Origin of the sequence: Helicobacter pylori (assembly GCA_008032955.1) — a bacterium.
Lineage (GTDB): Bacteria > Campylobacterota > Campylobacteria > Campylobacterales > Helicobacteraceae > Helicobacter > Helicobacter pylori_DC.
Window position 1 is genome coordinate 1,074,400 of record CP032046.1, and the last position, 17,889, is coordinate 1,092,288.

Consider the following 17,889-nt stretch of genomic DNA (forward strand, 5'->3'; position numbering starts at 1 on the left):
TCTTCCTTATTCTAAAAATTTAAAACTAAAAGTTCCCCCATTTTACCCTAATTTTTCTTTTAAAAATCTTAACCGATTTTTTATATCAAAATTTAGAGTTATCCTCAAGCGCTCTTAACACGATTTTTTTATTCTTATACATGCCTGTTCCCACAGGGATCATTCTCCCCAACACCACATTCTCTTTCAAATCCTCTAAAAAGTCTTTTTTCATCGCAATACTGGCTTCTGTTAAAACCTTAGTCGTTTCTTGGAAAGAGGCCGCTGAAATGATGCTATCGCTCCCAATAGCCGCTCTGGTGATCCCTAAAAGCACCGGTTCAGCAATCGCTGGCTCGCCTTTTAAAGCGATCACACGAGCGTTTTCTTCTTTGAAGAGTTTTTTACTGACTAAATCCCCTTCAATAAACTTGCTATCCCCGCTGTCTAAAATACGCACTTGCCTTAGCATTTGAGAAACAATGATTTCAATGTGCTTGTCGGCAATGCTTACCCCCTGCCTGCGATACACTTGCTGGACTTCGCTCACAATGTATTTATAAAGCTCTTTTTCGCCGCTGATCCTTAAAATATCATGGCTTGAAACCACCCCATCCGTCATCGCCTCTCCCGCATGCACAAATTCATCGGCATGCACTAAAATTTGCTTGCCCTTATCCACAAAATAATCTGTGAGACGACCATCTTTGGAAGTTACGATGATGTGTTCTTTATTACGGATAGATTTACCAAAACTCACAATCCCATCAACCTCAGAAAGAATCGCCACATCTTTAGGTTTAGGCTTTCTCGCTTCAAAGAGTTCAGAAACCCTCGGGAGACCTCCGGTAATATCCCTAGATTTAACGGTCGCTTTAGGGATTTTCGCTAACACTTCAGCCTGCTCCACGCTAACGCCATCGCTAATGGCGATAGAAGTTTTTGGCTCTAGGAAATAACGCGCTTCTTCGCCATTAGCCCCCTCTAAAAACAAGCTTGGTTTGTACCCGCTTGGAATGTAATCATTCACCACTAGGCTTGTGATACCGGTATTTTCGTCTTCTTTCTCAGCGACCGTAACCCCTGCGATAATATCCACAAAACTCACCTTACCCTTAAAGTCTGCAATGATAGGGGTGTTGTAAGGATCCCATGTGGCGATCGTTTTGAAAGTGTTGGTCGTGGGTTTAGAAATAAGGCTATTAGCGCTCACTTCACTATTATCATCAATCAAGATCTCAGAACCCCTAGCGATATAATGGCGAGCGGCTTCCCTGCCATTATCATCAGCTACCACCGCAAACAAGCCTTTTTCGCTCACCATATCGCCCTTTTTGACTCCATGGGTGCGTTCTAAATGGTTAGCCTCTAAAACATAGTATTTGATCACGCCTTTTTCTTTGGCATACACATCTTGCGCGATAGGGTCATTATCTTTAACTAGCAATTCGCTCGCATAAGGGATGCGATTAGGCACATTCCAACCCTCTTGGATAATATCAGCGATACTTCCCCCCTTATGCACCTTATGCCCATTAGCATAAGGCAAATACACTTTCCCCTCAATCTTACCGCCAACGCCGGCCAATTCGCTCGGCTTGACAATATCGCTTCTTCTTAAAACGAATTTAGCTTCTTGATCGCCATTTTTCACGCTCACAACGACTTCTTCATAAACCGTTTCAATGCGTAATTCCCCATCAAAAGGCGCTTTAATCTTAGGCTCTACCACTAAAATAGAAGCGTTACGGCGGTTAGCGATAATGTTTTTACCCTCTTTATTCGTGTAAGTCCTAAGGTTATAAAAACGCACAAAACCTTCTTTGCTCGCCACGATTTCGCGCTCATCCTGGCTCCTGCTCGCTGTCCCACCCACATGGAAAGTCCTTAAAGTGAGCTGAGTTCCAGGCTCCCCGATAGATTGCGCGGCTACCACGCCCACCGCTTCACCTGGATAGCTCATCTTACCTTCGCCTAAATTCAAGCCATAGCATTTCGCACACACGCCCTTTGGCGCTTTACAAGTTACTGGGGTGCGGATCGTAATGGATTTAATCCCGGCTTCAACCACCTTTTTAGCGCCCTCTTCATCAATCAAAGTGTCCGCATAAAGCAAGATTTCATTCGTAATGGGATCGATCACATCTTCTAATAAAACGCGCCCAAAAATACGCTCTTCTAAAGGCTCAATCAGCTCACTCCCCACCGCAATATCCGTGATTTCAATCCCTTCATGTGTGCCGCAATCATCAGACACCACCTTGACATTTTGCGAAACGTCAATGAGTTTTCTTGTCAAATACCCTGCATTGGCGGTTTTTAACGCCGTATCCGCTAAGCCCTTTCTAGCGCCATGCGTGGAGTTAAAGTATTCTAAGACATTCAACCCCTCTTTAAAGTTAGAAATAATAGGCGTTTCAATGATACTGCCATCCGGCTTTGTCATAAGCCCCCTCATCGCTGAGAGCTGACGGATTTGCGCCGCACTCCCCCTTGCGCCGCTATCCGCCATCATATAAATAGAGTTAAAGCCCTCTTTATCTTTTGCGATAGCGCTCATCATTTCTTTACTCATTCTGTCATTGACTTCAGTCCAAGTGTCAATGATTTTATTGTAACGCTCTTGGTCAGTGAGTAACCCTTGATCGTATTGTTGTTGGATTTTTTTAACCTCCACTTTGGCTTTTTCCACCATTTTTTGCTTGTCTTTTGGCGTGATAATATCTTCCATAGAGATAGAAATACCAGCCTTAGTCGCATACCTAAAGCCAAGCGTTTTCAAATGATCCAAAAAGGTTGCGGTAATGCCGATACCGCCGACTTTATGCACATAATCCACAAGCACGCCAATATCTTTTTTCTTCATGGGTCTGTTCCACAAATCCGTAGGGATAAAATCAGGCAAAATGGACTTGATGATCATGCGCCCCGCGCTCGTAGCGATAATATTCCCTTGATCCAAAACCCTAATCTTTGCGTGGATGTCTAATTCTTTCGTGTCAATAGCGGTGATGATTTCATTCACGCTAGAAAAAAGCTTATGCTCGCCCTTGACCCCATTCTTTTCTAAAGAAAGATAATAAAGCCCTAAAACCATATCCTGGCTAGGAATGGCTACGGCTTTACCGCTAGCGGGTAAAAGGATATTCATAGAGCTTAGCATGAGCACCTTGCATTCAGCGATCGCTTCCTGGCTTAAAGGCACATGCACCGCCATTTGGTCTCCGTCAAAATCGGCGTTAAACGCTGAGCACACTAACGGGTGCAACTGGATCGCTTTGCCGTCAATCAGCTTTGGATGGAACGCCTGAATGGATTGCTTGTGCAAGGTAGGAGCGCGGTTGAGTAGCACCGGATACCCCTCTGTGATTTCTTGCAAGCACTCCCACACTTCATTGCTTTTTTGTTCAATCATGCGTTTAGCCTGTTTGAGCGTGGTGGCATAGCCTCTCTCTTCAAGCTTGGATAACAAATGCGGTTTGAAGAGCTCTAACGCCATGTTTTTAGGCAACCCGCATTCATCCATTTTGAGATTAGGTCCCACCACAATCACGCTTCTGCCTGAAAAATCCACGCGCTTACCTAAAAGGTTTTGCCTGAAACGCCCTTGCTTGCCTTTAATGATCTCGCTGAGCGATTTTAAAGGGCGTTTGTTAGCCCCTTTAACCGCATTGGTGCTGCGACCGTTATCAAGAAGCACATCCACAGCTTCTTGCAACATCCTTTTTTCATTGCGCACAATGATTTCTGGCGCCCCAAGCTCCATTAAGCGTTTCAAGCGTTGGTTACGATTGATGACACGACGATACAATTCATTCACATCGCTGACCGCAAACTTCCCGCCATCTAGCGCGACTAAAGGCCTTAAATCCGGTGGCAATACCGGTAAAACCGTGAGCATCATCCATTCAGGCCTGTTACCAGAATTTAAAAAGCTTTCTACCACTTTCAAACGCTTAATGAGTTTTTTCTTTTTCGCATCGGAATTGGTGTCTTTCACTTCTTCTTTCAAACTCTGCAATAAGGTGATCAAATCAATTTCTTCTAACAAATCCTTGATCGCTTCGCCGCCCATTTGTGCTACAAAGCCCCTATCTTCGTATCTTCGTGAGATATTTTGATACTGCTCTTCATTCAAAATATCGTATTTCATCACAAGTTTAGTGCTTTCATTGTCATAAGCGGCTTCGCCTGGTTCTTTAACGATATAAGCTTCATAATACAACACGCGCTCTAAGTCTTTCATCTTAACGCCTAAAAGCGTGCCGATACGGCTAGGCAAGGAATTGACATACCAGATGTGCGCTACAGGAGTGGCCAATTCAATATGCCCCATTCTAAAACGCCTGACTTTGGAGTGCGTGATCGCCACGCCGCATTTTTCGCATGTGCCAATGTCTTTGAAGCGAGGCTTTTTGTATTTACCGCACAAGCATTCATAATCTTTAGTAGGGCCAAAGATTTTCATGCAAAACAAGCCGTCCCGTTCAGGTTTTAGGGTGCGATAATTGATCGTTTCTGGCTTTTTAACTTCCCCATAACTCCAAGAATGGATTTTTTCAGGGCTGGCTAGAGTGAGCTGGAAAGAGCTAAAGTCTTTAGGCCTGTCATCTTCTTTAATGACAATGGGTTTGGGCGCTCCATCCTCATCCACATCGTCCCCAAAAATATTAATATCCAAAGCGAGCGATTGCAATTCTTTAGTCAAGACATAGAAAGTCTCAGGGATTTCACTCTCGCCCACTTGCTCACCTTTAGCGATAGCCCTATAAGCGTTCTCTCTGCCTCTAATGTCATCGGATTTAATGGTGAGCATTTCTTTGAGAGTGTGCGCTGCGCCATAAGCTTCCAAGGCCCACACTTCCATTTCCCCAAACCTTTGACCCCCAAAGAGCGCTTTACCCCCAACGGGTTGGTGCGTTACTAAGCTATAAGGGCCTGTGCTTCTGGCATGGACTTTTTCATCCACTAAGTGGTGGAGTTTGATCATATACATATAGCCCACATTCACGCGCTCCCTCATTTTTTCGCCGGTGCGCCCGTCATACAGATCCATTTTGCCATCCATAGCAATCTTAGCTAATTCAAATAGCTTATAAAATTTTTCTTGCGAGATGCCTTCAAACACAGGGATAGCCATCTTAACGCCCTTGCTCCAATCTTTAGCGTATTCCAAAAGCTCTTCATCAGAGCAATTCTCAAGCGCATGGATTGTCAAGGGATCTTTTTCATTAATGGCGTTAGCGATTTCTAGCATTTTAGCGCGCAATTCTTTGGCAAAATCTCTGGTTTTATCCTCTAGCATGTGAGCGATTTGTTTCCCAAATTCTTTCCCCACTAAGCCTAAATGCATTTCTAAAATCTGCCCGATATTCATGCGGCTTGGCACGCCTAAAGGGTTTAAGACAATATCTACAGGCTCGCCATCAGCGGTATAAGGCATATCCGCAACCGGCACGATATTAGACACAATCCCTTTATTCCCATGCCTTCCTGCCATTTTATCGCCCACTTTAAGCTTTCGTTTTGTAGCGATATAGAGCTTGACTTTTTTGATCACGCCATTAGGCAAAATATCATCTTTTTCTAAAATAGAGAGCTTTTCTTCATGCTCTTCACCCAAAACTTTCTTTTGCTCTAAGAAATTATTTTTAGTGATTTCATAGTGGTTTTGCACTTCTTTAGAATACTTTTTGACTAAACTAGCCAAAGTGAAGCGGTTGATTGAAGCGATTTCTTCTTTAGGGATTTGATCGCCTTCTTTATAATCCTTGCCGTTATGGCTGAAAGGCTCTTCTAAAATCGCTTGAGAAAGGAGCGAACTAACGCGCAACAATTCTTCTCTATTGAGCATGGTCAAGCGATCAAAATGCTCCATATCAAGCTTGGCTTTTTCTTCTTCATACGCGCTCAAAACTCGTGCGTCTTTCTCATAGCCTTTTTTAGTGAAGACTTTCACATCAATCACCGTGCCTTCCAAACTGGGGGGACAATACAAACTCTTATTGACCACATGCCCGGCTTTATCCCCAAAAATAGCCCTTAAAAGCCGCTCTTCAGGCGTGCTTTTAATCTCGCCTTTAGGAGAAGTCTTACCCACCAAAATCATGCCAGCGCTCACATAAGTGCCTACTTTAACGATCCCGCTTTCATCAAGATGAGCGAGCGCTTCTTCTTTCACATCAGGAATATCAGCGGTAAATTCTTCCGCGCCATGCTTAAGCTCTCTAGCATCCACTTCTTTTTCATAAATGTGGGTGGAAGTGAAAATATCATCTTTAGTGATGCGCTCACTCACCACGATCGCGTCTTCAAAGTTATAGCCATTCCAAGGCATGAACGCCACGCGCACATTTTTCCCTAACGCTAACTCGCCTCTATCCATGCTAGGGCCATCAGCGATGATTTGCCCGGCTTCCACTTTATCGCCCACCTTAACGATAGGGACTTGATTGAAACTGGTGTTTTGGTTGGTGCGCAAGTTTTTTTGCAAAGAATACGCATCAATATAGGCTTCTTCTTTGCCTTCGCCTAAAATATAAATATTTTTAGAATCAATTTTTTCTACAACGCCTGTGCGATTAGCCTTGATCGCTCCCCAAGAATCCCTAGCGATAATTTTTTCAATCCCTGTGCCTACAATGGGAGCGTCGCTTCTTAACAAAGGCACGGCTTGGCGCTGCATGTTAGTCCCCATTAAAGCGCGGTTGGCGTCATCATGCTCTAAGAAAGGAATGAGCGATGCGGCGACCCCCACTAGCATGCTAGAGCTTAAATCCATTAAGGTAACTTTGCTTTTTTCGTTTAAAACGATCTCGCCTTCCACGCGCGTTTCAATCAAATCGCCTAAAATATTACCCTCTTCATCAATGGGGGTGCTTGCGGGAGCGATGATGTGGCTGTCTTCTTGAATAGCGGTCAAATAAATCGTCTCACCCACGACCTTGCCATCCACAACCTTTTTATAAGGGGCTTCAATAAAGCCTAAATCATTCACTCTTGTGAAAGTGGAAAGGGTGTTGATCAAACCGATATTTTGACCTTCTGGGGTCTCAATGGGACAAATTCGGCCATAATGCGTGGGGTGCACATCCCTAGCTTCAAACCCTACCCTATCTTTCACCAATCCCCCTTCACCGAGCGCTGAAAGGCGTCGTTTGTGCGTAACCTCACTCAAGGGGTTAGTTTGATCCATAAATTGCGAGAGCTGACCGCCCATGAAAAATTCCATGATGGTGCTTGTGATCATTTTAGAATTGACCAAGTCATGGGGCATGAGCGAATCAAAAGCCCCACTCATGGTAGTGAGCTTGTCTTTAATGGTCTTTTGCATTTTCACTAAGCCTGAATGCAATTCATTGGCCAATAGTTCCCCTACCGCTCTGATCCTACGATTGCCCAAGTGATCCCTATCATCAATCTTGCCCTGATTGTTTTTGATTTTCATGAGGTATTTAACGGTGGTGATAATATCTTCATGCGTTAAAGTCGTGATGTAATCAGGCACATGCAAGCCTAACTTGTGATTCATTTTCATGCGCCCCACCATGGTCAAATCATAGCGTTCTGGATCAAAGAAAAGTTTTTTGACAAACTGCTTAGCCACTTCAGTCGTAACAGGATCGCCTGGCTTCATAACCTTATGGATACGAATCGCTGCTAGAGCGTTTTCATCATCAATTTTTTCGGTTTGCTTGAGCAATTTCAAAGACTCATAATCGGCCAAAAAAGAATGGATAATGGAAGCGTCATGCCCTAAAGCTAGATCGTTGATGATCACAAATTCTTGCACGCCTAAATCGTGGATTTTTTCTAATCTGTTTTTATCTAGCTGAGTGAGCATGTCCAATAAGACTTCTTTCCCTACCATAACAGGCTCAGCTAAATGGCGATTGATTAAAATATCCATAGGGTATTCCACCCATTCTAGATGGTTTTCTTTAAGCTCTTTAATCTTTCTTGAAGTGAGCTTTTTTCCTGCTAAAAGAATAACCTTGCCTTGAGGATCTTTCAAGTCAAATTCCATTCTTTGATTGGCGTCTAATGAAGCAAATGGGATCAAATATTTATCGTTTTCATAACGCACTTTCACAAGCGGGTAGAACATTTTAATAATGTCTTGTTTTTGATAATCCATCGCCCTGAATAAAATGGTAACAGGCACTTTACGGCGTTTGTTGATACGAGCATACAAAACATCTTTAGAATCGTATTCAAAATACAGCCACGAACCCCTATCAGGGATGATTTGCCCTGTGTAAATGAGCTTGTTTAAAGAAGTGCTAGATTCTTCTTCTTTGAAAATCACACCGGGGCTTCTGTGGAGTTGATTGACCACCACGCGCTCCACCCCATTAATAATAAATGAAGTGCGTTCTGTCATCAAAGGGATCTCACGAATGAAAATGCTTTGTTCTTTAATATCCTTAATGCCGTTCTTTTCGCCACTCTTGGTGTCTTTTTCCCACAAGATCAAGCGCACTTTAATTTTGAGGGGGATAGAGTAGGTAATACCCCTCTCCATCGCTTCTCTAACAGTGTATTTAGACTTGCCAAATTCGCAACCCGCATATTCTAAAGTGATGCGGTTATGCTCATCTTGGATAGGGAAAATGGATTTAAAAACCTTTTCAATCCCGCTCTCTTTACCCTCTTTAGAATACAAGAAAGAATCATAGCTGTCTCGTTGTAATAATAATAAATTAGGAACTTCTAAATCTGTCGGGGTTTTTGTAAAATCAGCTCTCAAGCGGTTTTTTAGGGGAATTTTTTTTGACATATTTCAAGCCTTTGATCAAAAATTTTGAGTTATTTAATGCATTAATTCAAGTAAGCATTGCAAAAGGATCTTTAAACTTTAGAACCATCCATGATAAAAATACCAAAACCCACCTGCAATACTAACCACTTTAGGCTACACGCTCACAAACAAAATCATGGAGCAAAATCATCTGCCACACTAGAGCAGAGAAAGGCACAAAGACCTTTCTGTTTTTAAGTCTTACTTGACTTCAACCTTAGCACCTACTTCTTCAAGTTTCTTCTTGATGGTTTCAGCTTCTTCTTTATTCACGCCCTCTTTAAGCACATGAGGGGTTTTTTCGGTAGCGTCTTTAGCTTCTTTCAGGCCAAGCCCAGTGATTTCACGAACCACTTTAATCACCTTAATTTTTTCAGCACCGCTATCGGCTAAAATCACATTAAATTCGGTTTTTTCTTCGCTCTCAGCCGCTACACCGCCAGCTACAGCCGTACCCGCTACGACCGTTGGAGTCGCACTCACGCCAAATTTTTCCTCAAACATTTTAACCAATTCAGCAAGCTCTAAAACGCTCAATGAACCAATATACTCTAACACTTCTTCTTTTGAAATTGCCATAATCCAATCCTTCAAATTTTTTTAATTAAAGCCATCATAGGCTCTTAGTTTTCTTCTTTCGCTTTACGCAAATTGTCTAAACCGGTCACAAAATAACGCGCCGGAGCCGTCCAAACAGAAAGCAACATTCCCATAAGCTCTTCTTTGCTTGGGAGTTTTGAAACCGCTTCCACATGAGCTACACTAACGCTTTCTTTATCAAACAAGCCCGCTTTCAACACAAAGTGATCTTTATGCTCTTTTTGGAAATCAAACACGAGTTTAGAGAGAGCGATTTGATCACCGCCCCACAAAAACACATTGGTTTCTTTCAAATCCAAATCAGAATAGCCAGCCTCTTTCATGGCAATATGAGCGAGAGTGTTCTTAATCACTTGCACTTTAATGCCTTGAGTGCGAGCCTTATTCCTTAAGGCTTCCAACTTTTTCACGCTAAGACCCTTATAATCGCAAATTAAAAGGGCTTTGGCATCTACAAATTGCGACTTTAAGTTAGCGACTAGCTCTACTTTATGCTGCCTTTGATGTTGTTTTTGCATCTTTTCCTCCTTTCTAGACTAGACCTCTGCAAGATTATCTTTTTAAAAAAGAAATTTTAAGCTTTTTAGCTCTTACGATCTTCAGCCTAAGATTAAAAACTCCCCTAACGCTATTTAATATCCATCAATTCCTGTGCGTCCAAACTCACTGAAGGCGACATGGTAAGCGAAAGAGCGGCGTTTCTAATATACTTGCCTTTCGCACTACTGGGTTTTAGGCGGTTGATCGTTTTAACCAACTCAAGCATGTTTTCTTTGATTTTTTCTTCAGGAAAACTCGCTTTGCCAATAGGGGCATGAACATTGCCCTTTTTATCCACCCTGAAATTCACTTGACCGCTTTTAGCGTTAGTAACCGCTTTAGCAATATCCATCGTAACGGTTCCGGTTTTAGGGTTTGGCATCAAACCTTTAGGGCCTAAAATCCTACCCACTTTACCGACAACCGCCATCATATCAGGCGTTGCGATCACCATGTCAAAATCAATACGGCCGTTTTTGATTTCTTCAGCCAAATCGTCTCCTCCAACGACATCAGCTCCAGCACTCTTGGCTTCATCTTGCTTAATGTCTTTTGCAAAAACAGCCACCCTTACTTTTTTCCCTGTTCCATGAGGAAGCACCACCGCACCGCGCACCATTTGATCCGCATGCCTTGGATCAACCCCTAGTCTTAACGCTACTTCCACGGTTTCATCAAATTTGGCTGAAGCGAGGGATTTAACCACCTCTACGCCTTGCTCTACGCCATACGCTTTATCGTTTTGAATTTTAGAAAAAAGTTTTTCCAATCTTTTAAATACTTTTTTTGCCACGATTCTAATCCTTAAAAATTTCTTTCAATTCCAACAAAACCCAATCAATCCACAACTTCTACGCCCATGCTCCTAGCACTGCCCATAACGATTTTTTTGGCCGCTTCCATGGTGCTTGTGTTTAAATCTTCCATTTTCAATTGCGCAATCTCTTCCACTTGCTTGTGGGTGAGCTTTGCGATCTTATTTTTAAGCGGGTTGTCAGAACCTTTTTCAACCCCAGAAGCTTTTTTGATCAAATCCGTTACTGGAGGCTTTTTAGTGATAAAAGTGAAACTCTTATCTTGATAAACCGTGATAATCACCGGGATATTAAAACTCCCCATGTCTTTAGTTCTTTCATTAAAAGCCTTACAAAATTCCATGATATTAACCCCTCTTTGGCCCAACGCTGGCCCTACGGGAGGTGAAGGGTTTGCCTTACCGGCAGGGATTTGAAGTTTGATTTCTCCGACTACTTTTTTAGCCATGTTTTCTCCTTAAAAAGTTATATAATTTTTTCCACTTGCGAATGCAAAATCTCTATTGGAGTGTTCCTACCAAAAATAGAAACATTGAGCTTGAGCTTGCGGTGTTCCACATCATACTCTTCCACCGTAGCGGTAAAGTTCGCAAAAGGGCCTTCCACCACACGCACCACTTCACCTTGCTCAAAAAAGATTTTGGGCTTGGGGGCTGCTCGGTTATTCATTTTCTCTAAAATATGCCCAATATCCGCTTCACTCAATGGGGTTGGTTTTTTATTTTCTCCAATAAAACGGCTCACTCTTGGCAAAGATTGTATCTTATGCCACAAAACCGTATCTAAATCCACCTTAATAAAAACATACCCAGGATAAAGGCTTCGTTCCGTTACTTTCGTCTTGCTTTTTTTAGAAACCTCTATAATATCTTCAGTAGGCACAATGATCTCTTGTATCCTATCTCTTATATTATGGTCATTCGCTAGATTCTCAATCGCTTTCTTAACGGACTGCTCGCTCCCTGAATAAGTTTGTATAGCATACCAATCCATCATTATTCTCCTTATTTAAAGCCACCAACCTATAGAACACTAGAGACAAAAGCCCCCAGAGAAAAATCCAACAAAGCTAAAAACAGCGTGATAGCGCTCACCACCACCAAAACAGAAACAAGTGCGTTGCGTATCTGCTCTTTAATAGGAAATATCACTTTAGAAAGCTCTTCTCTAGCTAATCTGTATTGCATGAGCCATTTATCCATAATTTCTTTTCGCCCTCACTTAAACTTAATACATTTATACATTAAAAGAATTTTCAATTTTATCCAAAATAGCTTAAACTAAAATTAAAAAATTCAAAAACAATCCAATTGAAACAAAAATTTGATAGAATAAATTAGTAGATGGCAGGCCAGGAGGGACTCGAACCCCCAACAACCGGTTTTGGAGACCGACGCTCTACCATTGGAGCTACTGACCTAACCTCCCCTCCTTTTAAATTGCAACACAAAAGAAAGAACTAGCTCTTCAATTTGATTTCTTTATGAAGAGTGTGTTTGTTTTCCCTTGGGCAGAACTTCTTAAGCTCCAGTTTTTCAGTGTTAGTTTTAGCGTTCTTGGTTGTGCTGTAATTGATGTCTTCACAATCGGAACACTTCAACCCTATTTTAACTTTCATAATGACCCTTTATGGTAACTCTTTTGCTAATATTATTCAATAATATTGCTCACAACACCAGCACCAACTGTCCTACCGCCTTCACGAATCGCAAATTTGGTTCCCAACTCTAACGCAACAGGGCTAATCAACTCTACAGTGATTTTCACATTATCGCCAGGCATAACCATTTCTACGCCTTCAGGAAGGGTGATAGAGCCAGTCACATCAGTTGTGCGCACATAGAATTGCGGGCGGTAATTGGTGAAGAATGGAGTGTGTCTCCCGCCTTCTTCTTTAGAAAGGACATAAATTTCTCCCTCAAATTTCTTGTGCGGAGTGATAGAACCTGGTTTGCATAGAACCATACCGCGTTCTACTTCTTCTTTTTTAGTTCCTCTCAAAAGCACGCCCACATTATCGCCGGCTTCACCTTTTTCCAACTCTTTCCTAAACATTTCTACACCGGTTACAGTCGTTTTTTGTGTAGGTCTGATACCAACGATTTCCACTTCATCGCCTACTTTCACCACGCCTCTTTCAATCCTACCTGTAACTACAGTCCCTCTACCCGCAATAGAGAACACATCTTCAACCGGCATCAAGAAAGTTTTTTCAGTGTCTCTTTCTGGAGTAGGGATATAAGAATCCACTTCAGCCATAAGCTTAAGCACTTTTTCACCCCATTCACCCACATTGCCGGCCTTTGCTTCTTCTAAAGCTCTTAAAGCTGAACCCGCTATGATAGGAGTGTCATCGCCAGGGAATTCATACGCACTCAACAATTCGCGCACTTCCATTTCCACAAGCTCTAACAATTCTTGGTCATCTACCATGTCTTGTTTGTTTAAGAAAACAACAATGTGAGGCACGCCTACTTGACGAGACAATAAAATATGCTCTCTGGTTTGAGGCATAGGGCCATCAGCTGCAGAAACAACCAAAATCGCTCCGTCCATTTGCGCTGCACCGGTGATCATGTTTTTTACATAGTCAGCGTGTCCTGGGCAATCCACATGTGCATAGTGTCTGTTTTCAGTCTCATATTCAATGTGAGAAGTAGCGATAGTGATCCCTCTTTCTTTTTCTTCAGGGGCGTTATCAATATTATCATAGTCTTTCATTTCTGCAAGACCTTTCAAAGAAAGCACCGCTGAAATCGCTGCACTCAAAGTCGTTTTGCCATGGTCTACATGCCCAATGGTTCCAATATTAACATGCGGCTTAGTTCTGTTAAACTTTTCTTTTGCCATTTGTATTTCTCCTTAATTTTTTGAAATGGATTTTAGAATTATACTAAACAAAATCCTAAGTATTCCTAAATGCTACCACAAAATTTAAGACATTTTTGTCTTATCGCCATTCAAGAGATTATAAACTGGAGCCTATAAGCGGAATTGAACCGCCGACCTCTTCCTTACCAAGGAAGTGCTCTGCCTCTGAGCTATATAGGCGTCTCAAAAACTAAAATGTTATCCTAAAAATGGAGCGGGAAACGGGACTCGAACCCGCGACCCTCAGCTTGGAAGGCTGATGCTCTAGCCAACTGAGCTATTCCCGCATCTATAAAACAAAATGGTGGTGAGACGTGGATTCGAACCACGGAAGACATAGTCAGCAGATTTACAGTCTGCCCTCGTTGGCCACTTGAGTATCTCACCAAAAACTTTACAAAATAACATTTTAACTGGAGCTGGCTAAGGGACTTGAACCCCCGACCTGCTGCTTACAAGGCAGCTGCTCTACCAACTGAGCTAAGCCAGCAACTAAAAACAATTAAAGACTTGGGATTATAGCAGTTTTATACTTGACTTGTCAAGAAATGATGACAGAAAGCTAAATTATTCGTATGGCACAGAGCATGGTTAAAATTTAGCTATAATCTAGCTCAATTTGGCTTAACACAGCTCAAAGCTCATTACATATGAAAGAATTTATGGACACTTAAATTATGGCGAAAAAAAAACATAAAATTTCTACTTTAAAATACTTTTTGCGTTCTTTAAAGCAAATTTATATGCTCATCACTTTCAAGGAAAAAATGGTTTTTTTCCTGCTTGTGCTGATGGCGGTTTTTTCTTCTTTTGTGGAAGTGATGTCCCTAACCCTCTTAATGCCTTTTATCACTCTCGCTTCCGATCCTAATAGGGCTTTAGACGATAAAGATTGGAAAATGGTTTATGATTTTTTCCATTTTTCATCTCCCGTTCGCCTTATGTATTTCTTTAGTTTTTGCTTGGTGGGGATTTATTTGTTCAGGATGTTTTATGGGGTGTCTTTCACTTATTTGAAAGGGCGTTTTTCCAATAAGAAAGCTTATCAAATCAAGCAACAACTTTTTTTACAGCACATTAAAAGCAACTACCTCTCCCACCTTAACCACAACTTGGATTCTTTAAGAGACATTATCAATAATAAAGCGGATGGCATGTTTATGAGCTTTAACGCTTTTTTGAATCTACTCACTGAATTAACCGTGATCGTTTTTTTCTATTCCACGCTATTAATCACTAACTGGAAGTTAACGCTTATATTCACTCTAATCATCTCTATACAAATTTTTATCATCACTAAAAAAATCACCATTCTTATTCAAAAAAAGGGCGAGATAGCGGCAAAATCTAGGGCGCAAACGCTTAAAGTTTTTTCCAAATTTTTCAGCAATTTCAAAATCACTAAACTCAAAGACAACCACGAAGAAGCCCACAAGCTTTTTGGAGAAAATAGCCGTAAAGCCCATGACACCGAGATTATTTATTCTACTTTGCAAGTAGTCCCCAGGTATTCATTAGAAACGGTGGGTTTTAGTTTGTTGATTTTAGCGGTCGCTTACATTTTATTCAAATACGGCGAAGCTAAAATGGTGCTCCCTACCATTTCTATGTATGCTCTAGCGCTTTATCGCACGCTCCCTTCTGTTACTGGCGTTTTGAATCAGTATAATGAAATCGCTTACAACCAGCTTGCGACTAACATTGTGTTTAAAAGCCTTACTAAAACCATCGTTGAAGAGGATTTAGTCCCTTTAGACTTTAATAAAAAAATCACTCTCCAAAACATTTCGTTCGCTTATAACTCAAAACACCCAGTTTTAAAGAATTTTAACCTCACCATTCAAAAAGGTCAAAAAGTCGCTCTCATAGGCCATAGCGGGTGCGGAAAATCCACGCTGGCGGATATTATTATGGGGCTTACCTACCCTAAAAGTGGGGAAATTTTTATTGATAACACCCTTTTAACCAACGAAAACAGGCGCTCATGGCGTAAAAAAATAGGCTATATCCCCCAAAATATTTACCTTTTTGATGGCACTGTGGGGGATAATATCGCTTTTGGGAGCGCTATAGATGAAAAACGCTTGATTAAAGTGTGTAAAATGGCTCATATTTATGATTTTTTATGCGAGCATGAAGGCCTTAAAACCCAAGTGGGCGAAGGGGGTGCTAAGCTTAGCGGCGGTCAAAAACAACGCATAGGCATTGCGAGAGCCTTATACGACAACCCTGAAATTTTGGTTTTAGATGAAGCCACTTCGGCCCTAGACAATGAAACCGAGAGTAAAATCATGGATGAAATCTATCAAATCGCTAAAAATAAAACCCTAATCGTTATCGCCCACCGCTTAAGCACGATTGAACGCTGTGAAGTCATCATTGATATGAGCCAACACAAAGACAATCTCGGCTAAAGCTGGCTTTACTCTTTTATAAAGTTTTGCAAATCAAACCCCTTAAAGCTCTCCAAATACTTCCCTTGATAGCCGTTTTGACCCACTAAATTTTTCAAAACCTTGCTGTTGTAACCCAAAAACGCCACTTTATTAGCCTTAGCGCTTTCATAGTCATTGACGCTATCGCCTATCATTAGCATGCGACCTGGGTTATAGGCATATTTTTGAATGATATTAGCGATGATTTTAGGTTTATTGGGCGGACTCCCTTCAACGCTCTTAAAATACTTAGTAATCCCTAAAAACTTGCACAACACTTGCAATTCGCTATGCAAGGCCGCTGAAGCGATATGGAAAATGTAATTTTTATAATGCTTATCAATAAACGCCATCACTTCGCTATTCAAATGCCCCCTATCAAAAAGCTTTTGTTCTATAATAGTGCCAAACTCTAGGGCTAATGCATCCACTTCTTCTTGAGCGATAGGGGTTTTTAAAATCTCGTTATAAAAATATTGGATTTTTTCATTCCTTGAAATCCCCCCACTTTGATAGTGATAAACTTCAAATTGTTTCAAATCCTCTTGATTCTTGTTGCCATGCTTTTGAAACAACGCCTTAAACCCTTCATTTTTTAAATGCATGCTGTCAAAAATCACGCCATCAAAATCCCATAAAACCACTTCAAGTGCCATGATTTCCCCTTTTTTATAGGCTTATTTTGGTTTCATTTTACCTTATTCAAGCGGTATTTAAGCGATTATTTTTATCATTATTGGAGTATCTTGGATTGGTTTTAATCAAATACCGCCTGCTAAAGCCTCATTTAAAACTCTAACGCTCTTTAGATTTTTTAACTTAAAGCTCGTTCTTAAAGGTTAGGCTATCTTGACTCTTATTTGATAAGAATATGCAAACACTCTTTGGTGTGCACGGCTTTATGGGCGCGTTTGTTATCCGCTTTAAAACGCATGTAGGTTTTGGTCATTAAGGAGTAAGCGCCGTATTTTTTTAAAATATTTCCAATCTCTATCTCGCTCATAAGCCCTTCATTGTTATAGCTTAAAAAAATATATTTGAATCGCGCTTTTTTGATTAAATTTTCAAAAGCGTTTAAGATTTTAGCGCGAGAGCAAAACGATGATTTCTGGTAACTGGGCAAGCCGGTTTTGCCTTTTGGAGCAAAGGGCGTATAAGCAGCAATCGTGTTCAATAAATGATAATTCGCCCCGTATTGCCTCGCATTGTAAGGAGGGTCTAAATACAAAATATCCCCTGAAATCTTTCCAATCAAATCATTAGAATCCTGCTGGTACACTTCATTAGCGTTTAAACTCACATCAAAATGAGCGCCTTTTAAGATGAGTTCTTTTTGAGCGCTTTTTTTAAGGCGTTTTAAAAAAGCCCCATAAACTGAAGCGGTGTTAGCCACCTTGTCCGCGCTCTCTAATAACGATGCGAGCAAAAAATAATACGCATGGCTATCAATGTTTTGAGAAAGCTTAAGCTCTTCAATTTTTAAACGCATCGCATCAATTTTTTGAGCGTTTGTTTCGCTAAAATACTGCCTTGAACTCCCCCCTAAAGAATAATGCGAATAGATAAAGCCTTTTTTTAAAGCAACGCTATTAATCTCATCAATAAGCTCTTCTTTATTGGGGATTTCTTGAATGTTGCCGATATAATTTTGATTCAAAACAAAGCTATAATATTCCAAATCATTAGAAATAACCTTATTAACTGCTTTTTTAAACGCACGCCCCATAATGCCCGTCCCAGCGAACAGATCACAAAAAATCGCACCAGAGAGATCATTGCCCGCAACCGCATGGATATTTTCCTTAATAAAGGGAATGAGCTTGTATTTAGAACCGATGTAGTTCATTGC

12 protein-coding genes, 5 tRNA genes and 1 pseudogene are annotated in these 17,889 nt (G+C 41.2%); 2 read left to right on the forward strand and 16 right to left on the reverse strand.

What is annotated here, in order from left to right:
- Positions 1-85 precede the first annotated feature (85 nt).
- Entirely contained in the window at positions 86-8,758 is an 8,673-nt protein-coding gene (locus tag D2C72_05170; protein QEF43686.1) for a DNA-directed RNA polymerase subunit beta/beta', read from the reverse strand.
- Between D2C72_05170 and D2C72_05175 the strand changes: the two are divergent.
- Positions 8,752-8,942, forward strand: a pseudogene (locus D2C72_05175) (hypothetical protein). The gene D2C72_05170 and the pseudogene D2C72_05175 sit on opposite strands and share 7 nt — an antisense overlap.
- 38 nt (positions 8,943-8,980) lie before the next feature.
- On the opposite strand, the gene D2C72_05180 reads toward D2C72_05175, so the two are convergent.
- The 13 genes from D2C72_05180 to D2C72_05240 form a co-directional block, all read right to left on the reverse strand.
- Entirely contained in the window at positions 8,981-9,358 is a 378-nt protein-coding gene (locus D2C72_05180) for a 50S ribosomal protein L7/L12 (protein QEF43687.1), read from the reverse strand.
- 44 nt (positions 9,359-9,402) lie between these two features.
- The gene (locus D2C72_05185; protein QEF43688.1) at positions 9,403-9,897 is read right to left on the reverse strand and encodes a 50S ribosomal protein L10; all 495 of its coding nucleotides are present in this window, start codon (positions 9,895-9,897) and stop codon (positions 9,403-9,405) included.
- Between the two features lie 110 nt (positions 9,898-10,007).
- Positions 10,008-10,712 (reverse strand): 50S ribosomal protein L1, encoded by a 705-nt coding sequence (locus tag D2C72_05190; protein QEF43689.1) that lies wholly within the window; start codon positions 10,710-10,712, stop codon positions 10,008-10,010.
- A gap of 44 nt (positions 10,713-10,756) precedes the next feature.
- Positions 10,757-11,182, reverse strand: a complete 426-nt coding sequence (rplK, locus tag D2C72_05195; GenBank protein ID QEF43690.1) for a 50S ribosomal protein L11 — start codon at positions 11,180-11,182, stop codon at positions 10,757-10,759.
- A gap of 17 nt (positions 11,183-11,199) precedes the next feature.
- Positions 11,200-11,730 (reverse strand): transcription termination/antitermination protein NusG, encoded by a 531-nt coding sequence (gene nusG / locus D2C72_05200; protein ID QEF43691.1) that lies wholly within the window; start codon positions 11,728-11,730, stop codon positions 11,200-11,202.
- Between the two features lie 26 nt (positions 11,731-11,756).
- Positions 11,757-11,936, reverse strand: coding sequence for a preprotein translocase subunit SecE (gene secE / locus D2C72_05205; protein QEF43692.1), 180 nt, complete (start codon positions 11,934-11,936; stop codon positions 11,757-11,759).
- Between the two features lie 142 nt (positions 11,937-12,078).
- Positions 12,079-12,154: transfer RNA gene (locus D2C72_05210), tRNA-Trp, on the reverse strand.
- Between the two features lie 39 nt (positions 12,155-12,193).
- The gene (rpmG, locus tag D2C72_05215; protein QEF43693.1) at positions 12,194-12,352 is read right to left on the reverse strand and encodes a 50S ribosomal protein L33; all 159 of its coding nucleotides are present in this window, start codon (positions 12,350-12,352) and stop codon (positions 12,194-12,196) included.
- A 32-nt stretch (positions 12,353-12,384) separates the two neighbouring features.
- Entirely contained in the window at positions 12,385-13,584 is a 1,200-nt protein-coding gene (gene tuf / locus D2C72_05220) for an elongation factor Tu (GenBank protein ID QEF43694.1), read from the reverse strand.
- 126 nt (positions 13,585-13,710) lie between these two features.
- A tRNA-Thr gene (locus D2C72_05225) sits at positions 13,711-13,785 on the reverse strand.
- 30 nt (positions 13,786-13,815) lie between these two features.
- Positions 13,816-13,892 (reverse strand) — tRNA-Gly (locus D2C72_05230).
- A 15-nt stretch (positions 13,893-13,907) separates the two neighbouring features.
- Positions 13,908-13,992 (reverse strand) — tRNA-Tyr (locus D2C72_05235).
- Between the two features lie 27 nt (positions 13,993-14,019).
- Positions 14,020-14,095 (reverse strand) — tRNA-Thr (locus tag D2C72_05240).
- A 187-nt stretch (positions 14,096-14,282) separates the two neighbouring features.
- Here D2C72_05240 and D2C72_05245 point away from each other — a divergent pair.
- Positions 14,283-16,019: an ABC transporter ATP-binding protein gene (locus D2C72_05245; protein QEF43695.1), complete on the forward strand. Its 1,737-nt coding sequence runs from the start codon at positions 14,283-14,285 to the stop codon at positions 16,017-16,019.
- A gap of 8 nt (positions 16,020-16,027) precedes the next feature.
- Here the strand turns inward: D2C72_05245 and D2C72_05250 are convergent, their stop codons facing one another.
- Both D2C72_05250 and D2C72_05255 read right to left on the reverse strand, forming a co-directional pair.
- Positions 16,028-16,696: an HAD family hydrolase gene (locus D2C72_05250; GenBank protein ID QEF43696.1), complete on the reverse strand. Its 669-nt coding sequence runs from the start codon at positions 16,694-16,696 to the stop codon at positions 16,028-16,030.
- Between the two features lie 200 nt (positions 16,697-16,896).
- Positions 16,897-17,886: a modification methylase gene (locus D2C72_05255; GenBank protein QEF43697.1), complete on the reverse strand. Its 990-nt coding sequence runs from the start codon at positions 17,884-17,886 to the stop codon at positions 16,897-16,899.
- Positions 17,887-17,889 lie beyond the last annotated feature (3 nt).